Annotated in this window: 24 protein-coding genes; 12 read left to right on the top strand and 12 right to left on the bottom strand. The window is 61.1% G+C overall.

The annotated features are described in order from the left end of the window. Positions 1-63: 63 nt before the first annotated feature. The 6 genes from ACQ66J_RS07065 to ACQ66J_RS07040 form a co-directional block, all read right to left on the bottom strand. Positions 64-996, bottom strand: coding sequence for a ParB/RepB/Spo0J family partition protein (locus ACQ66J_RS07065; RefSeq protein ID WP_430431050.1), 933 nt, complete (start codon positions 994-996; stop codon positions 64-66). Further along, entirely contained in the window at positions 993-1,829 is an 837-nt protein-coding gene (locus ACQ66J_RS07060) for a ParA family protein (protein ID WP_375547815.1), read from the bottom strand. The genes ACQ66J_RS07065 and ACQ66J_RS07060 overlap by 4 nt, the downstream gene beginning before the upstream one ends. Beyond that, positions 1,822-2,460, bottom strand: coding sequence for a 16S rRNA (guanine(527)-N(7))-methyltransferase RsmG (locus tag ACQ66J_RS07055; protein ID WP_430431049.1), 639 nt, complete (start codon positions 2,458-2,460; stop codon positions 1,822-1,824). Before ACQ66J_RS07055 ends, ACQ66J_RS07060 begins: the two co-directional genes overlap by 8 nt. Further along, a complete protein-coding gene (gene mnmG / locus ACQ66J_RS07050) occupies positions 2,457-4,349 on the bottom strand; it encodes a tRNA uridine-5-carboxymethylaminomethyl(34) synthesis enzyme MnmG (protein WP_430431048.1) in 1,893 nt (630 codons plus the stop codon). Before mnmG ends, ACQ66J_RS07055 begins: the two co-directional genes overlap by 4 nt. A 109-nt stretch (positions 4,350-4,458) precedes the next feature. Further along, the gene (gene mnmE, locus ACQ66J_RS07045; protein WP_430431047.1) at positions 4,459-5,790 is read right to left on the bottom strand and encodes a tRNA uridine-5-carboxymethylaminomethyl(34) synthesis GTPase MnmE; all 1,332 of its coding nucleotides are present in this window, start codon (positions 5,788-5,790) and stop codon (positions 4,459-4,461) included. Positions 5,791-5,798: 8 nt separating this feature from the next. Next, positions 5,799-6,050 carry a DUF6489 family protein gene (locus ACQ66J_RS07040; protein ID WP_430431046.1) on the bottom strand — a complete coding sequence of 84 codons (252 nt, stop codon included), beginning with the start codon at positions 6,048-6,050 and terminating at the stop codon, positions 5,799-5,801. A gap of 123 nt (positions 6,051-6,173) precedes the next feature. Here ACQ66J_RS07040 and ACQ66J_RS07035 point away from each other — a divergent pair, with 123 nt between their 5' ends. Both ACQ66J_RS07035 and ACQ66J_RS07030 read left to right on the top strand, forming a co-directional pair. Then, positions 6,174-6,854, top strand: a complete 681-nt coding sequence (locus tag ACQ66J_RS07035) for a dienelactone hydrolase family protein (protein ID WP_430431045.1) — start codon at positions 6,174-6,176, stop codon at positions 6,852-6,854. 10 nt (positions 6,855-6,864) lie between these two features. Beyond that, the gene (locus tag ACQ66J_RS07030) at positions 6,865-7,824 is read left to right on the top strand and encodes a glycerophosphodiester phosphodiesterase family protein (protein ID WP_430431044.1); all 960 of its coding nucleotides are present in this window, start codon (positions 6,865-6,867) and stop codon (positions 7,822-7,824) included. A gap of 59 nt (positions 7,825-7,883) precedes the next feature. On the opposite strand, the gene ACQ66J_RS07025 is transcribed toward ACQ66J_RS07030, so the two are convergent. From ACQ66J_RS07025 to hemE, 5 genes are all read right to left on the bottom strand, one after another. Beyond that, on the bottom strand, positions 7,884-8,525 hold the full coding sequence (locus ACQ66J_RS07025) for a glutathione S-transferase family protein (RefSeq protein WP_375547822.1): 642 nt from the start codon (positions 8,523-8,525) through the stop codon (positions 7,884-7,886). A 122-nt stretch (positions 8,526-8,647) separates the two neighbouring features. Then, positions 8,648-9,970, bottom strand: a complete 1,323-nt coding sequence (gene rho / locus ACQ66J_RS07020; protein WP_375547823.1) for a transcription termination factor Rho — start codon at positions 9,968-9,970, stop codon at positions 8,648-8,650. A 230-nt stretch (positions 9,971-10,200) separates the two neighbouring features. Next, on the bottom strand, positions 10,201-10,653 hold the full coding sequence (gene hemJ, locus ACQ66J_RS07015) for a protoporphyrinogen oxidase HemJ (protein ID WP_375547824.1): 453 nt from the start codon (positions 10,651-10,653) through the stop codon (positions 10,201-10,203). Next, positions 10,653-11,711 (bottom strand): ferrochelatase, encoded by a 1,059-nt coding sequence (hemH, locus tag ACQ66J_RS07010; protein WP_430431043.1) that lies wholly within the window; start codon positions 11,709-11,711, stop codon positions 10,653-10,655. Before hemH ends, hemJ begins: the two co-directional genes overlap by 1 nt. A gap of 39 nt (positions 11,712-11,750) precedes the next feature. Next, positions 11,751-12,788 (bottom strand): uroporphyrinogen decarboxylase, encoded by a 1,038-nt coding sequence (hemE, locus tag ACQ66J_RS07005; protein WP_430431042.1) that lies wholly within the window; start codon positions 12,786-12,788, stop codon positions 11,751-11,753. A 492-nt stretch (positions 12,789-13,280) separates the two neighbouring features. On the opposite strand from hemE, the gene ACQ66J_RS07000 reads away from it, so the two are divergent. Genes ACQ66J_RS07000 through dnaQ form a run of 5 tightly spaced genes read left to right on the top strand, consistent with a single transcriptional unit; the run spans position 13,281 to position 16,845 of the window. Continuing rightward, a complete protein-coding gene (locus tag ACQ66J_RS07000; protein WP_375547827.1) occupies positions 13,281-14,114 on the top strand; it encodes a pyruvate, water dikinase regulatory protein in 834 nt (277 codons plus the stop codon). 10 nt (positions 14,115-14,124) lie between these two features. Then, positions 14,125-14,709 (top strand): Maf family protein, encoded by a 585-nt coding sequence (locus tag ACQ66J_RS06995; RefSeq protein WP_430431041.1) that lies wholly within the window; start codon positions 14,125-14,127, stop codon positions 14,707-14,709. Then, a complete protein-coding gene (gene aroE / locus ACQ66J_RS06990; protein ID WP_430431040.1) occupies positions 14,709-15,533 on the top strand; it encodes a shikimate dehydrogenase in 825 nt (274 codons plus the stop codon). The genes ACQ66J_RS06995 and aroE overlap by 1 nt, the downstream gene beginning before the upstream one ends. Continuing rightward, positions 15,530-16,135, top strand: coding sequence for a dephospho-CoA kinase (gene coaE / locus ACQ66J_RS06985; RefSeq protein ID WP_430431039.1), 606 nt, complete (start codon positions 15,530-15,532; stop codon positions 16,133-16,135). The genes aroE and coaE overlap by 4 nt, the downstream gene beginning before the upstream one ends. After that, positions 16,132-16,845 carry a DNA polymerase III subunit epsilon gene (gene dnaQ / locus ACQ66J_RS06980; protein ID WP_430431038.1) on the top strand — a complete coding sequence of 238 codons (714 nt, stop codon included), beginning with the start codon at positions 16,132-16,134 and terminating at the stop codon, positions 16,843-16,845. Before coaE ends, dnaQ begins: the two co-directional genes overlap by 4 nt. A gap of 9 nt (positions 16,846-16,854) precedes the next feature. On the opposite strand, the gene secB is transcribed toward dnaQ, so the two are convergent. Next, entirely contained in the window at positions 16,855-17,358 is a 504-nt protein-coding gene (secB, locus tag ACQ66J_RS06975) for a protein-export chaperone SecB (RefSeq protein WP_375547832.1), read from the bottom strand. A gap of 183 nt (positions 17,359-17,541) precedes the next feature. Between secB and ACQ66J_RS06970 the strand changes: the two genes are divergently transcribed. The 5 genes from ACQ66J_RS06970 to ACQ66J_RS06950 all read left to right on the top strand — a co-directional run bounded on the left by ACQ66J_RS06970 (position 17,542) and on the right by ACQ66J_RS06950 (position 22,113). Then, on the top strand, positions 17,542-18,201 hold the full coding sequence (locus ACQ66J_RS06970; protein WP_430431037.1) for a Tim44/TimA family putative adaptor protein: 660 nt from the start codon (positions 17,542-17,544) through the stop codon (positions 18,199-18,201). After that, entirely contained in the window at positions 18,146-19,417 is a 1,272-nt protein-coding gene (gene mltA, locus ACQ66J_RS06965; protein ID WP_430431036.1) for a murein transglycosylase A, read from the top strand. The genes ACQ66J_RS06970 and mltA overlap by 56 nt, the downstream gene beginning before the upstream one ends. After that, positions 19,417-20,019 carry a Smr/MutS family protein gene (locus ACQ66J_RS06960; protein WP_430431035.1) on the top strand — a complete coding sequence of 201 codons (603 nt, stop codon included), beginning with the start codon at positions 19,417-19,419 and terminating at the stop codon, positions 20,017-20,019. The genes mltA and ACQ66J_RS06960 overlap by 1 nt, the downstream gene beginning before the upstream one ends. 94 nt (positions 20,020-20,113) lie before the next feature. Beyond that, positions 20,114-20,512 carry a BlaI/MecI/CopY family transcriptional regulator gene (locus tag ACQ66J_RS06955; RefSeq protein ID WP_430431034.1) on the top strand — a complete coding sequence of 133 codons (399 nt, stop codon included), beginning with the start codon at positions 20,114-20,116 and terminating at the stop codon, positions 20,510-20,512. Next, complete coding sequence (locus tag ACQ66J_RS06950; RefSeq protein ID WP_430431033.1) at positions 20,509-22,113, top strand: ankyrin repeat domain-containing protein; 1,605 nt, start codon at positions 20,509-20,511, stop codon at positions 22,111-22,113. Before ACQ66J_RS06955 ends, ACQ66J_RS06950 begins: the two co-directional genes overlap by 4 nt. The last annotated feature ends 13 nt before the right edge of the window (positions 22,114-22,126 follow it).

Genomic DNA, 22,126 nt, shown 5'->3' with positions numbered 1-22,126 from the left:
CTAAAATTTCGATAGACGCATCTGTCTACGGATCAAGCGCTCTCAGCGAAACAGATTTTCAGGCTAATAAGCGCCTGATCCCGTCTGGCTGAGCCGACGGCACACATCATCCAGCTGCTCGAGGCTGGAAAAACGCACACGCAGCTCGCCTTGCTCGCCCTTCGCCTTGATCTCGACCGCCAGGCCAAGCCGGCTGGAAAGATCTGCTTCGAGCGCCCGTGTATCCGCATCTTTCGGCTGGGACCCGCTGGAGGCCGACTTGCGCTCCGGCGCCTGTCCTGAAGCGTTGCGCGCCAGGGCTTCCGCAGCGCGCACTGACAGGCCGTCACGGATAATTTGCTCCGCCAGCGCTTCGGGGTTTGGGGCGGTCGCGATGGCGCGCGCATGGCCGGCGGTCAGAGTGCCCGCCTCCAGATGGGCCAGCACAGCTTTGGGCATCGCCAGAAGCCGCAGGGTGTTCGCTACATGAGCACGCGACTTGCCGACCGCTTTGGCCACGTCTTCCTGAGTATGACCGAACGTCTCTACCAGTTGACGGAAGGCGCGCGCCTCTTCGACCGGGTTGAGATCGGCCCGCTGGACGTTCTCGACGATCGCGATTTCCAAGGTTTCGCGATCGGTTAGCTCACGAACCAGACATGGGACTTCATGTAGCTGAGCCCGCTGGGCCGCCCGCCACCGGCGTTCACCGGCGACAATCTGGTAGCGCTCGGTCTCACCGCCCATCGGCCGCACCAGGATGGGCTGCAGAAGCCCTTTGGTGGCTATGGATTCCGTCAGCTCGGCCAGATCGGCTTCGGTGAAGGTTTTCCGCGGCTGGTCAGGATTGGGCTGAACCAGTTCCACGGGCAAGATCTGGACCCCGTCCCGGCTTGAGCTCGACCGTTTGGCGTTGGCGGTATCCGCGCGGACGGCGTCCGCCTCTTCCCCCTCGCCCAGCAAGGCGGACAGGCCGCGGCCCAGGCCACGGCTCGGCTTGCGTTCGTCTGCACTCATGCCGGGGTCAGCGCGTCAGCAGCGCGCCGCTCCTGCTTGACCACTTCACTGGCCAGTTTGAGATAGGCCTGCGCCCCGGCGCATTCGAGATCGTACAGCAAGACAGGCTTGCCGAAGCTCGGCGCCTCGGACACGCGCACATTGCGCGGTATGACCGTCTTGTAGACCTTGTCGCCGAAATGCTCGCGCACATCTGCGGCCACTTGGGAGGAAAGATTGTTGCGGCGGTCATACATGGTCAGCACAACACCTTGAATTTCCAAGGTTTTGTTCAAGTTTCCACGCACAAGGTCAATCGTCCGCATCAGCTGGGTCAGACCTTCCAGCGCAAAGAACTCGGTCTGCAGCGGCACAAGCACGGAATCCGCCGCCGTCATGGCGTTCACCGTCAGCAAGTTCAGCGACGGTGGGCAGTCGATCAGAATATAATCGCAATGCTCGCCCATCCCTGAGAGCGTCCGGCGGAAGCGATCAATGGCGTGGCGTAAACGATAGGAACGGCGCGGGGCGTCCGACAATTCTAGCTCGGCGCCCGACAGATTCTCATCAGACGGGATGATCGCCAGGCCCGGAACGTCGGTGTCGATCAAGGCATCCTGCAGCGGACGCTCATCAACCAGCACGTCATAGGAGGTCGCCCGTCGATCTGCGCGCGATACGCCCAGACCGGTAGACGCGTTGCCCTGCGGATCGAGATCGAGAACGACGACACGTTGACCGATGGCGGCGAGCGCCGTGGCCAGATTGATGGCGGTCGTGGTCTTGCCCACGCCCCCCTTCTGGTTCGCGACGGCGATAACCTTGGGCGGCGCGGTGCGAGAGCTTTCAGACACGAGCAAGTCCCCTGATTTTAAGAATAGCGGCCTCGGGCGATGTGCGGCTCGGCAAGACCTCAACTTCGAAAGTCCAGCTTTTCCGCGCCTCGGTCAATTCCTCATTATACCGCGCGCCCTTCGGAAGCAGGGCCACAGCCCCTTTTTCCACAAAAGGATGGACATAACCGAGCAATTTACCCAAGGGCGCCATGGCCCGAGCGGTCACAACATCCATCTCAGGGACAGGATGGATCGATTCCACCCGGTCTGCACGCGCAATCGCGGGGGCTTTCGTCTCCTTGATGACCTGGTTCACGAAGGCCATTTTCTTGGCGACGGAATCCACCATCAACACATGCCCCGCCTCAACGCCACGCTCCATAAGGCCAAACGCGATGGCGAGACCCGGAAACCCCGCCCCAGCCCCCAGATCCGCCCAGCGGGACGCGTCGGGCATCAACTCGAGCACCTGCCAGCTATCCAGCGCATGACGATGCCAGAACTCCGCCAGAGTGCCCCGCCCCACCAGATTGGTATGGGCGCTGGTCTCCTCCAGAAGCCGACGCCAAGTCTCAAACCGCTCCAATGTTTCACGTGAAACACCGGTTTCGGCCTGAAACTGCTCAGGCCCATAAGTCATCTCGCTCATGCGCTCTGCGCCCCGATCGTCCGGCGCTTCAAATGCGCCAGAAGCGCCGTCAGAGCGCCCGGCGTCACACCCTCAATACGGGCCGCCTGGCCCAGCGTGGCTGGCGTCGCCGCAATCAGCTTCTCGCGCACCTCATTGGAGAGCCCGCCCACATCGGAATAGTCAAAGCCGGTCGGGATACGCACGCCCTCATCACGTTGGAAGGCGAGGATGTCCAATTGCTGACGCTCGAGATAGCCATGATAGACGGCATCGATCTCAATCTGTTCAGCCACACGCGACTTGATCTCGCCAAGTTCAGGCCAGATCGCCGTCATCTCGCTCCAGCCTATATCGGGATAGCTCAAAAGCTCCATCACAGAACGCCGTTTGCCGTCCTCATTGACCTTGATGCCATGACGTTTGGCTTCCGCCGGGGTCAGAGTGAAATCCGTCGCCATCTGACGTGCCTGCGCCAGATCGGACTGACGCTGACGCCAGGATGTTTCACGTGAAACACTCGCAGCGCCCAGCGCAATCGCCTTATCGGTCAAGCGCTGATCCGCGTTATCCGCCCGCAAAGTCAGCCGATATTCAGCCCGCGAGGTGAACATGCGATAGGGCTCGGTGACCCCGCGGGTGATCAGATCGTCGATCATCACGCCGATATAGGCTTCTGAACGATCAAGAATGAAGGGCTCAGAACCGGACGATTTCAGCGCCGCGTTAAAGCCGGCCATCAAGCCCTGAGCGGCCGCTTCTTCGTATCCCGTGGTGCCATTGATCTGGCCCGCCAGGAACAGGCCCGGCATGGCCTTGATCTCGAGGGTCGCGCTCAGTTCACGCGGATCCACATAATCATACTCAATCGCATAGCCATAGCGGCGCACCTTGACCTGTACGAGACCCGGAATGGTGCGTAGGAAAGCGTCCTGAACGGCGTCTGGCAGCGAGGTGGAAATGCCGTTGGGATAGACCGTGTCGTCATCCAGGCCTTCCGGCTCCAGGAAGATCTGATGCTGGCTGCGATCTGCGAAGCGTACGACCTTGTCCTCAATCGATGGGCAATAGCGCGGCCCCCGACCAGAGATCGCTCCGCCATAGACCGCGGACTGGTCCAGATTGTCCGCAATGATTTTATGGGTCTCTTCAGTGGTGCGCGTGATGCCGCACGCAATCTGCGGCACGGTGATCGCATCGGTCAGGAAGGAGAAAGGCACGGGGGTTTCATCCGCCGCCTGCATCTCAAGCGCCGACCAGTTGATCGTCGAACCATCCAGACGCGCGGGCGTGCCCGTTTTCAAACGGCCAAGCCGCAAACCCAGACCATAGAGCGTTTCAGACAGGCCGTTGGCGGGCGCTTCGCCATGACGGCCCGCCGGGATCCGCTCATGCCCGCGATGGATGACGCCTTTCAGGAAGGTGCCCGTAGTCAGAACCACAGCGCCCGCGCGATAGGCTTGGCCCTCCCCATCGATCACGCCGCGGCACTGCCCGTTTTCGATGATCAAATCTTCCGCGGCGGCCTCGACGATGGAGAGATCAGACTGCGAAGCGAGCGCAGCCTGCATGGCTTCACGATAGAGCTTGCGATCAGACTGGGTGCGAGGCCCGCGGACCGCTGGACCTTTGGAGCGATTGAGCAGTCGGAACTGAATGCCGGACGCATCCGCCACCCGGCCCATCACGCCATCCAGCGCATCCACTTCCCGGACCAAATGCCCCTTGCCCAAGCCGCCTATGGCCGGGTTGCACGACATCTCACCTATGGTCGACGCCTTGTGCGTCAACAACAGCGTCCGCGCGCCCAGACGCGCCGAAGCGCTGGCCGCTTCACAGCCGGCATGGCCGCCGCCGATAACAATCACGTCCCAGGGCTGCGCCTGGGCTTGGGTCTGATCAAGTCTCATGGGTCAACTCTCAGGCGCGGGGTCTCTGCGTCGCGCCGGGCCGCTTACATAGGGCGCCGGGGGTAAGGAGTCGAGATGATGTCAGATTTTCAAGGCCTGAAAATGGCGCCTATTTGCCAATGCAGAACTGGCTGAACACCCGATCGAGCACGTCTTCCACGTCGATCCGTCCCGTCAGGCTTTCCAGCGCCCGGATCGCCAGATGCACATCACTGGCCGCGAGCTCCGGCGCCCGTGACAGCTGTCTCTGCGCTGCGTTCAAATGCTCAAGCGCCCGCTCCACCGCCTGACGATGGCGGGCGCGTGACAAGGCGGGCGCCTCGCGGCGGCTCAATCGCTCGACCACCAAACGCTCCAACCAGCCTTCCAGGGCTGGCAATCCCTCACCCGACTTCGCACACAGCTTGAACTGGGTCATACCCAGCTCATCTGATGGATGAAGCGTTTGCCCCTGATCCATCTTGTTCAGGATCAGAGCATCGTTAGGACGCAGCGTTTCCAGCAGTTTGTCGGGAAATGTTTCACGTGAAACATCGACGACTCCCAGCCGCAAATCCGCACTTTCCGCCCGCGCCAGCGCGCGTTTGACGCCTTCCGCCTCCACCTGATCGGCCGCCTCACGCAAACCTGCCGTATCCGCGATGATCACCGGAAACCCGCCCAGAACCAGACGCACTTCAACGACATCGCGCGTAGTCCCCGGAATATCGGTGACGATGGCCGCATCCCGACGCGCCAGAGCGTTCAGCAAGGTGGACTTGCCCGCATTGGGCTCTCCGATGAGGGCGATGGAAAACCCGTCCCGCACACGCTCCCCGCGCCGACCATCATCCAGATGCTGCGCCAAAGCCTGGCTGAGCGCCGCAAGCGGCGGGCCCGCCGTATCAGACAAGGTGTCGGGGACATCCTCTTCGTCAGGGAAATCCACCTCGCCTTCGATGGCGGCCAGCACCGAGATCAATTGTTCGCGCCAGTTTTCGTACAGGCTGCGCAAGGCGCCCGTCATTTGAGACAAGGCCTGTTCACGCTGACCTTCAGTTTCTGCGTCAATCAGGTCAGCAAGGCCTTCGGCCTCGGTCAGATCCATCTTGCCGTTCTGAAAAGCCCGGCGGGTGAACTCCCCCGCCTCAGCGGGCCGGGCGCCCAAAGCCGTCAGACGATCCGCCAGCGCTTCAATCACGGCGGCTCCGCCATGGACATGAAACTCAGCGCAATCTTCACCCGTAAAACTCGCCGGGCCTTCAAACCACAGCGCCAGACCCTGGTCGATAACATCGCCACGATCGTTCTTGAACGCACGCAAGGCGGCCAGACGCGGCTTGGGCCGCGGAACGCCAGCGACCGCGTCCAGAATCTCGCCCGTACGGGTCCCACTGAGCCGGATCACCGCCACGCCCGCGCGGCCCGGCCCGCTGGCCAGTGCAAAAATCGTCTCGGTCATGAAGGTGGTCAGCTCTTGTCAGATCCGGAAGGGCGGCCGCTTGCAGCCTGGCCCATCAGGCCCATCATCTGTTTTTGCCATTCCCCGCCCATGGTCATCCACGAGCGCATCAGGGCGTCAGGCTCCATGGCGTCCATATTGGCGGTCATGCGCTTGCTCATCTCCTCGACCAGCTGAGCGTTCAGCCCGGTCACATCGGGCAGGCCCATAAAGGTCCGCGCCTCTTCCGGAGTACATTCGATATTGATGTTGACCTTCATGGGGGCCTCGCCTCAGTCTCGCCGCGCAGCGGGCGAAAAAATCATCGCCTCACTGTACGCCTCCGTGCGGCACATGACAAAGCCAGGCTGCCGCACTCACTCAACACGCAAGGAGATCGTCTCATGGCAGGATCAGATATCACCATTCATGGCCCCGACGGCGACTTTTCCGCTTATCAGACCGGTGAAGGCCCCGCCGTGATCGTTTTGCAGGAAATCTTCGGCGTCAACGCCGTCATGCGCGAGCTGTGCGACGACTACGCCGCCCAGGGTTTCACCGCCATCTGCCCTGATCTGTTCTGGCGGATCAAACCCGGTATTCAGCTTACGGACAAAACCGAGGAAGAGTGGAAACAGGCGTTTGATCTCTTCGGCAAATTTGATGTGGATGCGGGGATCAAGGATGTCGCCGCCACGATCGCGCAAATGAGACAAAACGGCGCCCCCAAGGTCGGCGCCGTCGGGTACTGCCTGGGCGGTCAGCTGGCCTATCTGACCGCCTGCCGCACCGATGCAGACGCGTGCGTGGGCTATTACGGGGTCAACATCCAGACCCTGCTCTCAGAGGCGTCCTCGATCTCTCACCCGCTGATGCTTCACATCGCAGGACAGGACGAATTTGTGCCCCCCGAAGCCCAGACCCAGATCATGGACGCGCTGTCGGAGCATGGACTTGTCACGATTCATCATTATGCAGAGCGTGATCACGCCTTCGCCCGTCCCGGCGGCGCCCACTATCACGCCGAAGATGCGAATCTTGCCAATGCAAGATCAATCAACTTCCTGAATGATAAACTGAAATAGGAATTCATCCATGCGCTTCCTTCTAGGCGTCAGCCTGTTCGCCCTCGCCGCCTGTTCCGCGCAAGCGCCGGCGCCCGAACAAACCGCCGAACCGGCGACCCCGTCCAAGCTCAGCGCGACCCAGGCTGAGGCCGCAGCGTCTGATCTATGGCTGACCGGCGTGGACTTGCCCGCCTATCTCGATTGCGCGCGTGAGCAAGGCGTCACCTTGCTTCAGGCCCACCGCACGGGCGATCGTCCGGGTGCGGCGGAAAACTCCATCGGCGCCATGCAGGCCTCGCTCGATGACGGCGCTCTGTTCATGGAACTGGACGTGGCCAGAACGGCGGACGGCGTATTGGTCCTGATGCATGACGACACGGTGGACCGCACCACCAACGGAACCGGCGCGGTCAGCGAGATGACCTATGCCGAGATTTCCGAGCTGCGATTAGTCGACGTAGACGGTCAGGTGCTGGATGAAGGCGTGCCCACATTCGCGGACGCGCTCAGCTTTCTGGACGGTCGCGGCTTCGCCCAGGTGGATCTCAAGGACACCAGCTTTGAAGAGATCAGCGAAACTCTGGTCGCGGCGAACGCCGTCGATCGCTCTGTGGTCATCACCTATTCGATCGAAGATGCGATCCTGCTGGCCGGCCTGCTGCCAGAGGTCGCCCTGTCCGTGGGCGCGCGCACTTCAGACGATCTCGAACGCTTGAGCCAGGGCGGCGTGGCGTTCGGCCTCACCACAATCTGGCTGGGGGTCGGAACCGGAAATCCTGAGTGGGACGCCGAACTCGCCAATCTCGGCCTCGAAACCAGCTTTGGCGATTTTGGCGGTGAGCGGAACGGCACGGTGGACTATCAGCTGCTCAGCCAGAACGGCGCGGAAGTGATCTCGGTGGATGATGTGCCAGCGGCCGCGGCGGCGCTCGACGCCTATGACGCTTCGCGGGCCCTGCTTGAGGCGTGTCCCGCAGCTCAGGGCTAGGCCCAGACCTGTCTGAAACGAGAAAAGCCGGCGAGAGTGCACGCCGGCTTTTTTCAGGCTTAATCCGCGCTGGCGCGCTGCCAGGCCGGGCGGGACCGCAAGCGATCAAAATACGCACTCACCGCTTCAGGCGCACCCTCAAACTGTTTCACGATCTTCAGAAGATAAAACAGATAGCCCAAGGCGATATCGGCTGCGGTGAAGCGATCGGCCGCCAGATACGCCCGGCCGTCACCCAGACCGCGTTCAGCGATCAGCTTAAACTGCTTGTCCAGTTCCATACGCGCCCATTGGGCGAGCGCCGGGTTACGCTGGTCTTCAGGCAGGAGCGTCGTATGCGCCAGGGTCAGATTGACCGCCATGGACATGGTGCCTTCGCTGAAATGCATCCATTCCAGATAACGGTCATAATCAGCCTCGTCAGGCGTCACCGCAAGCTCGGTGGGGCCGTATTTGGTCACGAGATATTCCACCATGGCGACCGATTCCAGCATCACGCGATCCCCGTCCGTCAGAGCGGGAATCTTCTGCATAGGATTGATCGCCTTGAAGTCTGCTCCACCCATATTCCCGCGCTGATTTGCGGTGATCGGGCCAAGATTGACCAGCGTATGCGGCAAGCCCATCTCCTCAAGGCACCAGCGTACGCGCACGGAGCGGGACATGGGTGCATGATAAAGAGTGATATTGGGTTCAGACATGGATTTCTCCCCGATACTTTAGCTTTTAAGCATTATCCCATATCCCATCATCCAAACGCTAGCCCAAAACGCAAACGGCCGCCCCGAAGGGCGGCCGTTGGAACAGACAAAACCTTGAAATATCAAGTATTCATTGAGTCGTAGAACTCTTCATTGCTCTTGGTTTCCTTGAGCTTGGAGAGCAAGAACTCAATGGCGTCCTGGGTGCCCATCGGATTGAGAATCCGGCGCAGCACATAGGTTTTCTGCAGATCCTGCTTGGGCACCAGAAGCTCTTCTTTCCGGGTGCCGGATTTGAGAATGTCGATGGCCGGGAAGACGCGCTTGTCGGCGACTTTCCGGTCCAGAATGATCTCGGAGTTGCCGGTGCCTTTGAACTCTTCAAAGATCACCTCGTCCATACGCGAGCCGGTGTCGATCAGCGCGGTCGAGATGATGGTCAGGCTGCCGCCTTCTTCAATGTTCCGCGCAGCGCCGAAGAAACGCTTGGGGCGTTGCAGGGCGTTGGCGTCCACACCGCCTGTCAGCACCTTGCCGGAGCTTGGCACCACGGTGTTGTAGGCCCGGCCCAGACGCGTGATGGAATCAAGCAGAATGACCACGTCACGCTTGTGTTCGACCAGGCGCTTGGCCTTCTCGATCACCATCTCGGCCACTTGCACGTGACGCGTCGCCGGCTCGTCAAAGGTTGAGGCCACGACCTCGCCCTTCACCGTGCGCTGCATGTCGGTCACTTCTTCAGGGCGCTCATCGATAAGCAGCACCATCAGATAGCATTCAGGATGATTGGTCTCGATGGCGTGAGCGACGTTTTGCATCAGCATCGTCTTACCGGTGCGCGGCGGCGCCACGATCAGGGCGCGCTGGCCCTTGCCCAGCGGAGATACGATGTCGATCACCCGGCCCGACCGGTCTTTCTTGGTCGGGTCCTGGATTTCCATGTTGAACCGCTCATCAGGATAGAGCGGAGTCAAATTATCAAAGTGGACCTTGTGGCGGGATTTATCAGGCTCTTCGAAATTGATCGAAGAGACCTTCAATAGCGCGAAATACCGCTCATTATCGCGCGGCGCCCGGATCTCGCCTTCCACGGTATCGCCTGTGCGCAGGCCAAAACGACGGATCTGGCTGGGCGACACATAGATGTCGTCCGGACCCGGCAAATAATTGGATTCCGGGGCCCGCAGAAACCCGAACCCGTCCTGAAGCACTTCCAGCGTTCCGCCGCCGGAAATCTCGGCGCCCTCATCGGCGAGCGCCTTGAGGATGGCGAACATCATGCCTTGCTTGCGCAGGGAGGACGCGTTTTCGATATCAAGGCTTTCAGCCAACTCCACCAGCTCGGCGGGCGACTTTTCCTTCAATTCCTGAAGCGACATGCGCCGGGTCGAATGGGACATGGCGTCGCTGCCGTCCTGCGGCTCGGTTTCAGGCGTATCGGTCATGGGTTTCTCAGACAGCTCGGCTCACAAGACCTGATACTGCACGGGTCTCGCGAAACACCAGACGACGAACAGCGCCGGTCTCGGCGCAGATCGACTATGGAAATGGGTAGTCGGCTCAAGCGCTGTCCAGACGTAAACGCTGGCGCGGCCCGAAGCCAAAAGGAGGGATCCTGTTAAGGAGTCACCTTTCCCTGCCACGAACCAAGGTCAACGTCAATGATTTTTCAGGCTCAGAACGGCTTCACGACGGCCAGAAGCACAATGATGATGACCAGAATCGCCGGGCCTTCATTCATGATCCGCCAGAATTTTTCAGAGCGTGGCCGCTCTCCCTTGGCGAATTTCTTGGCGCTCGCCGCATAAAACCCGTGAATGCCGGACATCAACACAACGAGCAACAGCTTGAAATGAAACCAGCCCTGGCTGAACAAACCCGGATTGGCCGCAATCATGATGATCGCCAAAACCCAAACCGCAATCAAAGCCGGATTGAGGATGATTTTCAGAAGATTACGTTCCTGGATCAGCAATGCGCCTTCCAGCTCCCCCGCCGTCTGGGCCTGATGGTGATAGACGAACAGACGCGGCAAATAGAGCATGCCCGCCATCCAGAAGATCACCGCAATGATATGCAGCGCCTTGATCACCAGATAGCCGGTGGACCCTGGAAGAATGAAATCCATTACGCCGCTTCACCTTGTTTCAGACCCGCTTCAAGACACGGGCAGCGTCCAAACTTTCCCGGGCAGATCGGTTTGCCCTGAGGCGGTTTCAAACCCTTATCACCCTCAAGCGCTTCTACCGTAATCTTGGCCAGCGCCGCAATGAAATCGGGCTGGTCCCCCAGCGCCGGCACCCGGTCATAACCGCGAGCGCCATGCTCTTCAGCCAGCTCGGCGTATTCTTCATCGAGCTCGACCAAGGTCTCGATATGCTCGGACACAAAAGCGATCGGGGTCAGAAGAATGTGCTTGTCATCCTGGCAGGCGCGCTCGATCGCTTCTTCGGTGGACGGGCCGATCCATTTCAGCGGCCCAACGCGGGACTGAAAGCAGATCTCATGGTTTTGCAGGTGTTCAGGCAGGCGCGCATTCACCTGGGCCACGGTCTGCTCGACCTGCCATTGATAGCTGTCGCCCTTCTTGATGATGGTTTCCGGCAGGCCATGCGCTGAATACAGCACCCGCGTATCGTCAGGCTTGCCGGCCGCCTCCCAGGCCTCTTCGATCAGCTTGGCGTGAGCGGTGATGAAATCGGCTTCTTCAGGATAACAGCAGATCGCCCGCGCCTCAGGGCCGCCCGCATCCTTCCACGCTTTCAGCGATGAGCCGGTCGTGGTCGTGGAAAACTGCGGGTAGAGCGGCAAAAGAACAATTTCATCAGGGTCATAGGCTTTCACCGCCTCAACGGATTCCGCAACAAAGGGATGCCAGTACCGCATGGAGAGGAAACAGCGCACCTCATCGTCTTCATTGAGATGCTCATGCAAGGCGGCGGTGAGAGCGGTCGCCTGTTTCTGGCTTTCCGGCACGATGGGCGATCCACCGCCCATCTTGGCGTAGTTTTCCGTCGCTTCCTTGGTCCTGGTGGTGGAGATGAACCAGGCCAGGGCTTCACGGATCAGGCCAGGCGCGCCGATGATCGCGGGATCTCGGAACAGATTGCGCAGGAAGGGCCGCACATTCTCGGGCTTGTCCGGGCCGCCCAGATTGAACAGCACCACTGCAATACGCCGCGCCATGACCTTACTCCTGTCTGAAATCAACGCCGCCAGAAAGGCTTAAGCCTTGAAATTGCGCACCCGCTCAATCAGTCGGGTGACGTTTTCAGGCGGCGTTTCGAGATGAATGCCGTGTCCGAGATTGAACACATAGGGCCGACCCGACCACGCGGAAAGGAGGCGATCAATCTCTGAATCCAGCATGGCGCCGCCCGCGCGCAGCACCGCCGGGTCCAGCTGGCCTTGCAAGACGAGATCCTTCGGGAACGCCTCGCGCGCCCAGCCCGTATCCACGCCATGATCCAGCGCCAGGCATTGCACGCCGGTTTCACGCGCATAGCGGATCGCTTGCGGACCGGCGCCACGCGGAAAACCGATCACCGGCAGATCCACGCCCATCTCACGCAATCGATCAATGATCAGCTTGGTGGGACGGATGATCACCCGGTCAAACAGGGGATCGGGCAAGCCCTCCGCCCAGGAATCAAAGAGTTTCAGCGCGTTTGCGCCTGCATCGGCCTGCGCTTTGAGATAGTGCGCGCTCGCTTCCGCCAAAAGATCCATCAAGGCGTCAAACGCGGCGGGCTGGCTCCAGGCGAGGGTGCGGGCCTTGAACCGGTCTTTTGAGCCGCCGCCCTCGATCATATAGGTGGCGACCGTCCAGGGCGATCCGGCAAAGCCGATCAGGGAGCAGGTGTCAGGAAGGCCCGCACGGACCTTGCGGATGGTCTCGCTGACAGGGCTTAGAACCTCGGTCGCTCTTTCGACAGACAGCAAACCGATATCTTCAAGCGCCAGCGGTTCCAGTTTCGGCCCTTCGCCTTTTTCAAACCAGACTTTTTGCCCGAGCCCGTAAGGGATCAGCAAAATGTCTGCGAACACGATGGAGGCGTCAAAACCATAGCGGCGAATGGGCTGCAAGGTGACTTCAGCGGCGGCGTCAGGGTTCAGACAGAAATTGATGAAATCCGGCTGCCCGGCGCGGACTTCGCGATATTCGGGCAGATAGCGTCCTGCCTGACGCATCAGCCAGATCGGTGGGGGCGAGACGGTTTCGCCGGCCAGGGCGCGCAGGAAAGGCTGGTTCTTGTCAGTCATCGATAGCTCTCTTCAGCGCCGAGGTTTGAGACTTATCCCCGGTCAGGTCAGACCCGGTCATACCTTTCTTTTAAATTGAATTAAAAGAGGGGGTGATAGTAGAGGCGCCCATAACGTGGATAAGTGCGACGCTTCACCGCTGGCGCCAGCTATCCACAGGGTGTGAGCAGCGGTCATCCACGGTCAGACTTTTGTATCAAAATGAGACGTTAACGCATTTTTTACCTTGGTTAACATTGCCCTATGCGCATGTGTGGGTGTGGAGGGCTGGAAACCCTGTTCTCGGACTCAGGTAATTATCGACAGATCGCAACGCGTGTCTGATCTGTTTATGCTCAGCTGTGAATGTCTGGGCGCCAATTGGGCGCCGTTGAGCAATGCGCTCTGTCTTGTCCCCAAACGCCTTGAAGCCGTGGACAAGCAGACAGGGTTATTCACAGCCTGCCCGCATCAAGCTACCGATGGGGGATGAAGTCTGTTGAGGAGCCGCACATGGCCCGGTCCGGCGATATCGGAATCTATTTCCACGTTCATATGATCTCCGATTCTACAGGGGAAACCCTGATGGAGGTCATGCGCGCCTCGGTGGCGCAATTCCAGAATGTGCGGCCCATCGAACATTTGTTCGCTCTTGTGCGGTCGCCGCGACAGCTGGAGCGGGCGCTGGAGCATATTCAGGCTTTCCCCGGCATTGTCATGTTCACTCTGGTGAACGCCGATCTGCGACGGGATCTGGAAGATGCCTGCGCTTCCCTGGGCATGCCGGCATTGGCGGTGCTCGACCCCATTCAGGCGACCATGTCGAGCTATCTGGGCGCGCCGGTTCAGGGCAAGGCGGGCGCCCAGCGGGTGCTGGATGCGGATTATTATCGCCGGATCGAGGCGATGAATTATTCCATGGCCCATGACGATGGTCAGGGTGATGATCTGGCCAGCGCAGACGTGATCTTGCTCGGGGTGTCGCGGACCTCGAAAACACCCACCAGCATTTATCTGGGTCATCGCGGCGTACGCACCGCCAATATTCCGTTGGTGCCGGGCGCACCTTTGCCTGAAATCCTGTATCGCCTGAAAAAGCCGCTCATCGTAGGGCTCACCGCCTCGCCTGAGCGTATCATTCAGATCCGCCGTAATCGCCTGCTGAATCTGAAAGAAGATCGCTCAACCGATTATGTGGACGAGGAGACGGTGAAAGAAGAGGTCATTCACGCCAAGCGCCTGTTTGCGCGCTATAACTGGCCATCGATTGACGTCACCCGTCGCTCGATCGAAGAGACCGCCGCGAAGGTTCTCAACCTTCTTAACGACCATAAAGCCAAATTCTGAGGCCTTCTTTATGAGCTTTATTCTCGCATCCGGCTCGGCGTCGCGTCGCGCCATTCTGGAAAACGCCCAGCTCAGCTTTGAGATTGATCCCGCTGACGTTGATGAAGGCGCGGTCAAGGACAGCTTTCAGGGTGATCCGGCGGCTTTGGCGCTGAAACTGGCCGAGCTCAAGGCGCTGGAAGTGTCCAAACGGCGTCCCGGCGCGCTGGTGCTGGGCTCTGATCAGGTGCTCGAGTTCGAAGGCGCTGCGTATGACAAGGCGCGTTCGATTGAAGAGGCCGAAGCCCGGCTGCGCCAGCTGCGCGGCGGCGTGCATTATCTTCAGGGCGGGATCGCCTTGGCGCGCGATGAAGAGATCGTCTGGCGGCATAAGGCGACATCAACTCTGGTGATGCGGTATTTTTCCGATGAATTTCTCGCATATTACCTTGAACACGCTGGAGATATTCTGACCAAGGGCGTGGGCTGCTACGCCTATGAAGGGCTGGGCGCGCAATTGTTTGAGCGCACCGAGGGTGATTACTTCGCCATTCTCGGTCTGTCGCTCCTCCCGGTTCTGGACGCGCTGCGTCATGAAGGCGTGTTGGCTCAATAATGGCGAGCGATTGGCCCAAGGCTGCGGTGGTGGGATGGCCGGTGGAGCATTCGCTGTCGCCCCTGATCATGAAGACCTGGCTCGATGAGACGGGTCAGCCTGGCGATTATGTGATCATTGAATGTGAGCCTGACGCGTTTGCCCAAGCGGTCCGCGCGCGGTTTCATGCAGGCCTTGTGGGCGTCAACGTCACCGTCCCGCATAAAGAGGCGGCTTTAGGCGCAGCTGATCAGGCCAGTGACGCAGCGCGCGGCATCGGGGCCGCGAATGTGCTGATCTGGCGTCAAGGGCGGATCGAGGCGGACAACACGGATCATGTCGGGATCGCCCGCGCACTTGAATCAGATTCAGGGTCAGGACCCGCCGTGCTCATCGGTGCGGGCGGGGCGGCCCGCGCGGCGCTGTATCATCTCAAGGATCAGGATCGCGAGATTCGTATTCTCAACCGCACAGCGGATCGCGCGAAGGCGCTGGCGCAGGATTTTGGCCTGAAAGCGGAGATCTATGCGCTGGACGAGGCCGCCGCGTTTGACGGCGCGAGCCTTGTCATCAACGCCACGTCTTTGGGCATGACCGGCCAGCCGTCGCTCTCGGTAGATCTGTCCGGCACCGCCAGCGACGCGCTGGTGTTTGACATGGTCTATGCGCCTTTGAAGACTGAGCTTCTGGCGCAGGCGGAGCAGCTGGGTCGGCGCACGGCGGATGGCCTCATCATGCTGGTGGGGCAGGCGCGCCCGGCGTTTGAAGCGTTTTTCGGCGCCCCGGCTCCCGAACATGAGGGCGTACGGACGGCCCTGCTGGCGGCGTTGGAGCACCGCGCATGATTGTTCTGGGCCTCACCGGATCCATCGGCATGGGCAAATCCACCACCGCGGCCCTGTTCGCGGAGGAAGGCGTGCCGGTGTTTGATGCAGACGCGGCAGTCGCGCAGATGTATCTGCCGGGTGGTGAAGCGGTCCCCTTGATCGAACATGCATTTCCGGGCTGCACGTCGGAAAGCGCCGGGGTGGACCGCGACAAGCTGAGCGCTGCTTTACAAGCGGATCCGGCGAAGTTTGAAACGCTGAATGCGATCGTCCACCCGCTGGTGGGCGCGTCGCGTCGCCGGTTTTTCCACAAGGCGGAACAGTCTGGCGCTGAAATCGTGGTGCTCGACGTGCCGTTATTGTTTGAAACCGGCCAGCATGATCAGGTTCATCATGTGGTGGTGGTCTCGGCGCCCGAAGCGGTTCAACGTGATCGGGTGCTGGCGCGCGAGGGCATGAGCGTGGACAAGTTTGAAGCCATTCTGGCGCGGCAGACGCCGGATGCGGAAAAACGCGCCCGCGCCGACCATGTGATCGACACCAGCCAAGGCGTTGAGTTTGCACGCGATCAGGTGCGCGCGCTGCTGGATCAGCTCAAAACGGATGGGGATGCGTCATGAGCAAGCGCGAGATCATTTTTGATACCGAGACCACGGGTCTGGACCCCAGGGGCGGCGACCGGATCACCGAGCTGGGCTGTGTGGAGGTGATCGATCTCATCCCGACCGGCAAGGATCTGCGCATTCTGATCAACCCCGAGCGCGACATTCCCGCCGAGGTCACCGCCGTGACCGGTCATACGCGTGAAATGCTGAAAGACGAGCCGGTCTTCATCCAGATCGTCGATCAGTTCCTCGAGTTTATAGAGGACTCAACGCTGGTGGCGCATAACGCCATGTTCGACATGGGCTTCATCAATATGGAGCTGGAGCGTTGCGCCCGGCCGATCATCCCCAAATCACGCTTCATCGACACCGCCGCCATGGCGCGGGCGAAGTATCCTGGCTCGCCGGCCAGTCTCGACGCCTTGTGCAAACGCTTTGACGTGTCCCTCGACAGCCGCACCAAGCACGGGGCGCTGATCGACTCCTATCTGCTGGCCGAGGTGTATCTCGAGCTCAATGGCGGGCGGGAGCAAAGCTTGAGCTTTTCAGGGTCTGAAGGCGGAGACGGCAAAGTGGTCTATCCCGTGCGCGCGCCCCGGCCGAAATCGCTCAAATCCCTGGTCTCTGAACAAGAACGGGCCGCCCACGCCGAGTTTATCTCGGAGATGGACGACCCGCTCTGGCAGTCTTTGGGTCTGCTCAAGGCGGACGCCCCAGCAGAATAAGGCTTGGTCTTAGGCGTCGGCCGGCGGGGTCGCCGGGGCGCCTTGCTGCGCCTGGGCGCGTTTGGCCATTTGCTGGCGATACAGCGCCGCGAAATCCACCGGCTCCAGCATCAGCGGCGGGAAGCCGCCATCGCGGGTGGCGTCAGACAGGACGCGGCGCGCAAAGGGGAAAATCAGACGCGGGCATTCGATCAACAAGAAGGCTTCACGCGCTTGCGCGTCCACATTCTGGATCTGGAACAGGCCGGCATAGGTCAGCTCGACGATGAAGACGGGGTTTGAGTCGCGCTGGGCGCGGGCGCCGATGATCAGCTCGACCTCGAACATGTCGCCGCCCATATCGCGAGCCTGAACGTCGACGCTCAGATCAATATTGGGCTGTCCGGCGCCGCGCAGGCTTTCGGGCGCGCCAGGATTTTCAAACGACAGGTCTTTGACATACTGTCCCGCCACACGGATGGCGGGAGGCATCGGCTGTTCGCCGCCTTGCGGCGTAGCGGGCGCGTCGGTCATGATGAGTCTACTCAGGTTTTGATCGGAACCGCACAGACTGCGCAATCCCGTAACAGACTAAGGTGAAGCGGGGCGCGTAGCATGCGCGCGCGTGTGCGGCAAGCTCAACCCCCCGCGTGACGCGGACGGTCATAGCCCCTATATCTGGACCACACCGCATTCAAACCTGCGCGAGCGCCCCTTATGGACATTCTTCAAATCCTGTTTTTTGCTGGCCTGGCCGTGTTTCTGGGCGTGCGCCTGTACATGGTGCTGGGCAAGCCGTCAGGCCGCACGGCGGAGGATGTGGAACGCGAACAGCGCGAGCGGGCCGAAGCCGCCGGCGCCATGCCGTCTCCGCCCTCCATGCGCCCACCCCAGGAAGACACACCCTTCGCCGCCAGCTTTTCCGGCCCCGCAGGCGAGGGCCTGACCGCGATCGCCCAGCATGATCCCAGCTTTGACCCCAAGGAATTCACCAAAGGCGCCAAAGCAGCCTATGAAATGATTGTCACGGCCTACGCCAAAGGCGATCGCGAGGCGCTTCAGCCGCTTTTGTCTGAGCGTGTCATGAAAGCCTATGATCAGGCGATCTCGGCGCGCGAAGACCAGTCGCTGACAATGACCACAGAGATCGACCGGATCAAATCCGCCGAGATTTCTGAAGCCTCTCTTAACGATAATCGGGCCAAGGTGAAGATCGCCTTCTCCGCCGAGCTCGCCAGTGTAACCCGCAATGCTCAAGGAGATGTGGTGGAGGGCGACCTCACTACATTGAAAACGGTCGATGAGATCTGGAGCTTTGAGCGTGACGTCACGAACGACAACCCCAACTGGCGCCTGTCCGGGGTCAAGCCCGCTTAAGCTCGCCGGGCTTCTGGCCCTGCTCTTTCTGGCCGCCTGTTCCAGCGGACCCAGTGCGCCTGTCCCGGCTCAGCCGGGCCAGCCCGCGACGCCTGGCGGATTTCCGCCACGCCCGGCGGTCAGCTCCGTCGCCCTCCATCCCGTGCCGTTTTCAAGTGTTGAGGGCTGGCGCAGCGTGGACGCGCAGGCCGCGCTCTCTGCGTTTGTGCGGTCGTGCGAGCGCATCGAAGACCGGCCGGATCGCGATCCGATGAACCCGCGTGTGAGCTATGCCGGTTCTGCAGGCGATTGGCGGTCGGTCTGCCTGCAGGCGGCGATGCTGGCGCCCATGCAGCCGGATGCAGACAGCGCCCGCGCCTTCTTTGAGCGCAGCTTTACCCCTGTCGAACTGAACGGCGCAGGCCGACTGACGGGGTATTACGAGCCGGTGGTCGAGGTCAGCGCCGCGCCGACGCCGGAGTTTTCCATGGCGATCCGGGGGCTGCCCAGCGATTTGCTCACCGGCGATCTGGGCCAGTTCATCGCCGGGCTCGAAGGTCGCCGGGTTGTGGGCCGGGCGGCGGATCGCGAATTTGTGCCCTATCAGTCGCGCGCCGAGATCGAAGCGCAAAATCTGGGCGTGCCATTGGCCTGGGGCCGTCCGATTGATGTCTTTTTCCTGCAAATTCAAGGCTCGGGCCGGCTGCACTATCCAGACGGCTCGGAAGCGCGCGTGCGTTTCGCGGCGCATAATGGCCGACCCTATGTGTCCATCGGGCGTATCTTGATTGATCGCGGCGAATTGTCCGAACACAACGCCTCCAAACAAGATATCGAGAACTGGCTGCGCCTGCGCGGGCCGCAATCCTGGCGTCCGCTATTTGATGAAAATCCGCGCTATGTGTTTTTCACCCTCGATAGTCTTGATGACCACACCGAAGGCCCGATCGGCGCGCAAGGCGCGCCTCTGACTCCCATGGCGTCGATTGCGGTGGATGCGGCCCATCACGCCTGGGGCGTGCCGGTGGTCGTGAATGCCCGGCTTCATGGCGCGCCGAACTGGTCGGGGCTTGTGATCACTCAGGATGCTGGCGGCGCCATTCTGGGTCCGGTTCGGGGGGATCTGTTTTTCGGCTGGGGCTATGAAGCGGGCGAACGCGCCGGGCGGCAGAATGATCCGAACGCCCGCTGGACGTTGTTGTTGCCCAATGAGCTGGCGGCGCGACAGGTGCGCTGATGGCCAAGCGTCGCACGCCACGTGGGCTCAAGCCCGAAGAGCGTGAGCTCTGGACCCGGTTTGCGCGCGGGGTGAAGCCGCTGGATGCAGAGCGTCTGAAACGGCTTGAGCGCGAGGATATCGAACCGCCCAAGCCCAGCGCCCTACCCATCCCTCAGGTCGAGCCTGTAAAATCTGGCGCCTTGCAGCGCGATCTCATGCGGGAAATGGCGCAGCGTCCCGCGAGGCGCACCCCTGTGGACCGAACGCCGGAAAAGAAAGTGCGCCGCGGTCAGGTGGAGGTCGAGGCGCGTCTTGATCTTCATGGCATGACCACCGCCAGCGCGCGCCACGCCCTGCTGGCGTTTTTGCATCGCAGCCGCGGCAAGGGCTTTCGGACGGTGCTGGTGATCACCGGCAAGGGCGCCGGCGCCCGGGCGCTCGATGACCGCCGGTTCCAACCCTGGGACCCTGAAGAGCGCGCCCTGCCGGGCGTTTTGCGCCGCTCCTTCACCCAGTGGATGCGTGATCCAGACTTCGCCCAGCTGGCGTCCGGTTATGCCGAAGCGAACCGTAAACACGGTGGATCAGGGGCGTTCTATGTGATGCTCCGGGCCTCATAAACAGATATAAATCAGCCACTTCATAATAAACTAAGTTTTTAGTTGATTGCCTCGCAATGCTGTGAGATAACACTTGAAACTAAGGAATACGTAGATGGCTCGAACCGCCTCCCCGACCCTGACCGAAGCCGAACACCGCATCATGAGTGTCTTATGGACGCGTGGCGAAGCCAGCGTGCGTGAGCTGACGGACGCTTTGGAGCCTGCTTACGGCCTCGCCTACACGACCGTGCTGACCACGGTCCGCATCATGGCGGACAAAGGCTATGTCAGTTTCCGCAAGGAGGGCCGGGCGCATATCTACGCGCCGGCCTTGTCTCAGGAGGGGGCGCAACGCTCTGCGCTGGGTTCTGTGCTGAAATCCTTCTTTGGCGGCTCGCCTCAGCGTCTGGCCCAGCAGCTGATCGAGGATGAAGCCCTGACGCTTGAGGACATCGACGCTCTGCGCGCTGAAGTGCTCAAGCAGAGCGAGGAGAAAGGCGGCGGGGCATGATTGTCGCGCTCTTCCAGTCCGCCCTCTTCGTGCTGATCGCGTCGAGCGTCTTGAGTCTGGTCGCGCTCATACTTGACCGGATTGCGCCGCCTACACGCATCCGGGAGCGTCATGATCTGGCGCTCGCGGCGGTCTTCAGCCTGCCGGTTATCTGTCTGGTCGCGCTCATGCCGGCCCGACAAAAAGCCGCCATTGAGGGTTTTGGCGTCAGCAGCAGCGCAGCGGATCCCGTGGCCGTGATCGCGCCTGACACGCTCGCCGCCCTGCCTGTGACGGATCTGGTCCCCCATGATCCCGGTCTGAGTCTGTCTCACATCCTGACAGGCCTCGCCTTTGTGCTGGTCTTTGTGTGGATGATCGGTCTGGTCTGGGCGAGCCTGGGCCTGGCGCGCGATCTGTGGAGTCTGAACCGGCTGACCACCCGCGCAACGCCCGTAACGACCGGTCTCGCCCTGTCGCGTCGGGTGGCCTTGCGCGAGAGCGCAGACGTGCTTTCTCCCATGGTTGCGGGTTTCGTGCGGCCGGTGGTCTTGATCCCTGAAGCTTTCCGCTTTGATGAGGCCGGAGAAGCCGTGCTCGAGCATGAGATCGCGCATATCCGTCGTCATGACGCCCTGACCGGGCTCGCTCAACGCCTTATTGCCGGCGTGTTCTGGTGGGCGCCGGGCGTGCACCATTTGAACCGCCAGGTGCGCAGCATGCGCGAAGCGCTGTGCGATGAAGCCGCTGTGCGCACACAGGGCAAACCGCTGGTGCTGGCGCACGCCCTGCTGGACGCGGCGCAGAAAGCGGTATTGGCGCGTCCTTTGACCCTGGCGGCTCAACCGCCGCGCAAATCAGAATTGAGGTTTCGTGTGAACGCTTTGACCCAAGTGCGCGTGGGTTCCGTGCGCCGGAGCTTCCTGAACATCATGATCGCTCTGCCGGTCCTGGTTACGCTGGCGATCCTGTTCACCCCCCGCGTGGGCGCGATGGACTTTCTTCAATCGCAGCTCATCCAGGCCGTGCGTCAGGGCGAGATCCAAGCTGTTGAAACGCGGCTTGAACGGGGCGCCGACGTGAACCGTATCTGGCCGAGTGACGGCACGGCCCTGATTGAAGCCAGTCGCCGCAGCGACGCCGCAATGGTCGCCTTGCTGCTGGAGGCGGGCGCAGAGCCCGACCTTGTGACGCGCCAGTCCGGAACGGCGCTGATCACTGCGGCCCGCGCCGGCAGCCTTGATGTGGTGGATCTGCTTCTGGAAGCAGGCGCGCAAGTCGATCTGGCTTCGCCCCGGAACGGCTCCCCGCTCACCAATGCTGCTCGGGGCGGGTATTCTGAAGTGATCTCCCGGCTCCTGCTCGCAGGCGCTGATCCGAACGGCTATGTCCTGGCGGATGAAACGCCGCTGATCAACGCAGCGGCGGCCGGACAGATCGACGCGGCGCAATTGCTGGTGAGTGCGGGTGCGGATGTGTCGCTGACCGTTCCAGCGGCGCCGGGTGATTTTGGCGGACCGTATCGGTCCCCGCTCAGCGAAGCCGAGCGATATGGACAAGCTGACATGAGAGATTGGCTTGTGGCCCGCGGTGCAAGGCATCAACCGCCACAAACGAACTAACCCCCTTTTAGAA

Origin of the sequence: Oceanicaulis sp., assembly GCF_965284345.1 — a bacterium.
GTDB lineage: Bacteria > Pseudomonadota > Alphaproteobacteria > Caulobacterales > Maricaulaceae > Oceanicaulis > Oceanicaulis alexandrii_A.
This window is presented reverse-complemented; position numbering and strand designations above follow the sequence as displayed.

Excerpts from the sequence above, each read along its gene's own strand:
- ACQ66J_RS07065 (WP_430431050.1), bottom strand. The coding sequence starts at position 996 with ATGAGTGCAGACGAACGCAAGCCGAGCCGTGGCCTGGGCCGCGGCCTG.
- ACQ66J_RS07055 (WP_430431049.1), bottom strand. The coding sequence starts at position 2,460 with ATGAGCGAGATGACTTATGGGCCTGAGCAGTTTCAGGCCGAAACCGGT.
- mnmG (WP_430431048.1), bottom strand. The coding sequence starts at position 4,349 with ATGAGACTTGATCAGACCCAAGCCCAGGCGCAGCCCTGGGACGTGATT.
- mnmE (WP_430431047.1), bottom strand. The coding sequence starts at position 5,790 with ATGACCGAGACGATTTTTGCACTGGCCAGCGGGCCGGGCCGCGCGGGC.
- ACQ66J_RS07040 (WP_430431046.1), bottom strand. The coding sequence starts at position 6,050 with ATGAAGGTCAACATCAATATCGAATGTACTCCGGAAGAGGCGCGGACC.
- ACQ66J_RS07035 (WP_430431045.1), top strand. The coding sequence starts at position 6,174 with ATGGCAGGATCAGATATCACCATTCATGGCCCCGACGGCGACTTTTCC.
- ACQ66J_RS07030 (WP_430431044.1), top strand. The coding sequence starts at position 6,865 with ATGCGCTTCCTTCTAGGCGTCAGCCTGTTCGCCCTCGCCGCCTGTTCC.
- ACQ66J_RS07025 (WP_375547822.1), bottom strand. The coding sequence starts at position 8,525 with ATGTCTGAACCCAATATCACTCTTTATCATGCACCCATGTCCCGCTCC.
- rho (WP_375547823.1), bottom strand. The coding sequence starts at position 9,970 with ATGACCGATACGCCTGAAACCGAGCCGCAGGACGGCAGCGACGCCATG.
- hemJ (WP_375547824.1), bottom strand. The coding sequence starts at position 10,653 with ATGGATTTCATTCTTCCAGGGTCCACCGGCTATCTGGTGATCAAGGCG.
- hemH (WP_430431043.1), bottom strand. The coding sequence starts at position 11,711 with ATGGCGCGGCGTATTGCAGTGGTGCTGTTCAATCTGGGCGGCCCGGAC.
- hemE (WP_430431042.1), bottom strand. The coding sequence starts at position 12,788 with ATGACTGACAAGAACCAGCCTTTCCTGCGCGCCCTGGCCGGCGAAACC.
- ACQ66J_RS07000 (WP_375547827.1), top strand. The coding sequence starts at position 13,281 with ATGGCCCGGTCCGGCGATATCGGAATCTATTTCCACGTTCATATGATC.
- ACQ66J_RS06995 (WP_430431041.1), top strand. The coding sequence starts at position 14,125 with ATGAGCTTTATTCTCGCATCCGGCTCGGCGTCGCGTCGCGCCATTCTG.
- aroE (WP_430431040.1), top strand. The coding sequence starts at position 14,709 with ATGGCGAGCGATTGGCCCAAGGCTGCGGTGGTGGGATGGCCGGTGGAG.
- coaE (WP_430431039.1), top strand. The coding sequence starts at position 15,530 with ATGATTGTTCTGGGCCTCACCGGATCCATCGGCATGGGCAAATCCACC.
- dnaQ (WP_430431038.1), top strand. The coding sequence starts at position 16,132 with ATGAGCAAGCGCGAGATCATTTTTGATACCGAGACCACGGGTCTGGAC.
- secB (WP_375547832.1), bottom strand. The coding sequence starts at position 17,358 with ATGACCGACGCGCCCGCTACGCCGCAAGGCGGCGAACAGCCGATGCCT.
- ACQ66J_RS06970 (WP_430431037.1), top strand. The coding sequence starts at position 17,542 with ATGGACATTCTTCAAATCCTGTTTTTTGCTGGCCTGGCCGTGTTTCTG.
- ACQ66J_RS06960 (WP_430431035.1), top strand. The coding sequence starts at position 19,417 with ATGGCCAAGCGTCGCACGCCACGTGGGCTCAAGCCCGAAGAGCGTGAG.
- ACQ66J_RS06955 (WP_430431034.1), top strand. The coding sequence starts at position 20,114 with ATGGCTCGAACCGCCTCCCCGACCCTGACCGAAGCCGAACACCGCATC.
- ACQ66J_RS06950 (WP_430431033.1), top strand. The coding sequence starts at position 20,509 with ATGATTGTCGCGCTCTTCCAGTCCGCCCTCTTCGTGCTGATCGCGTCG.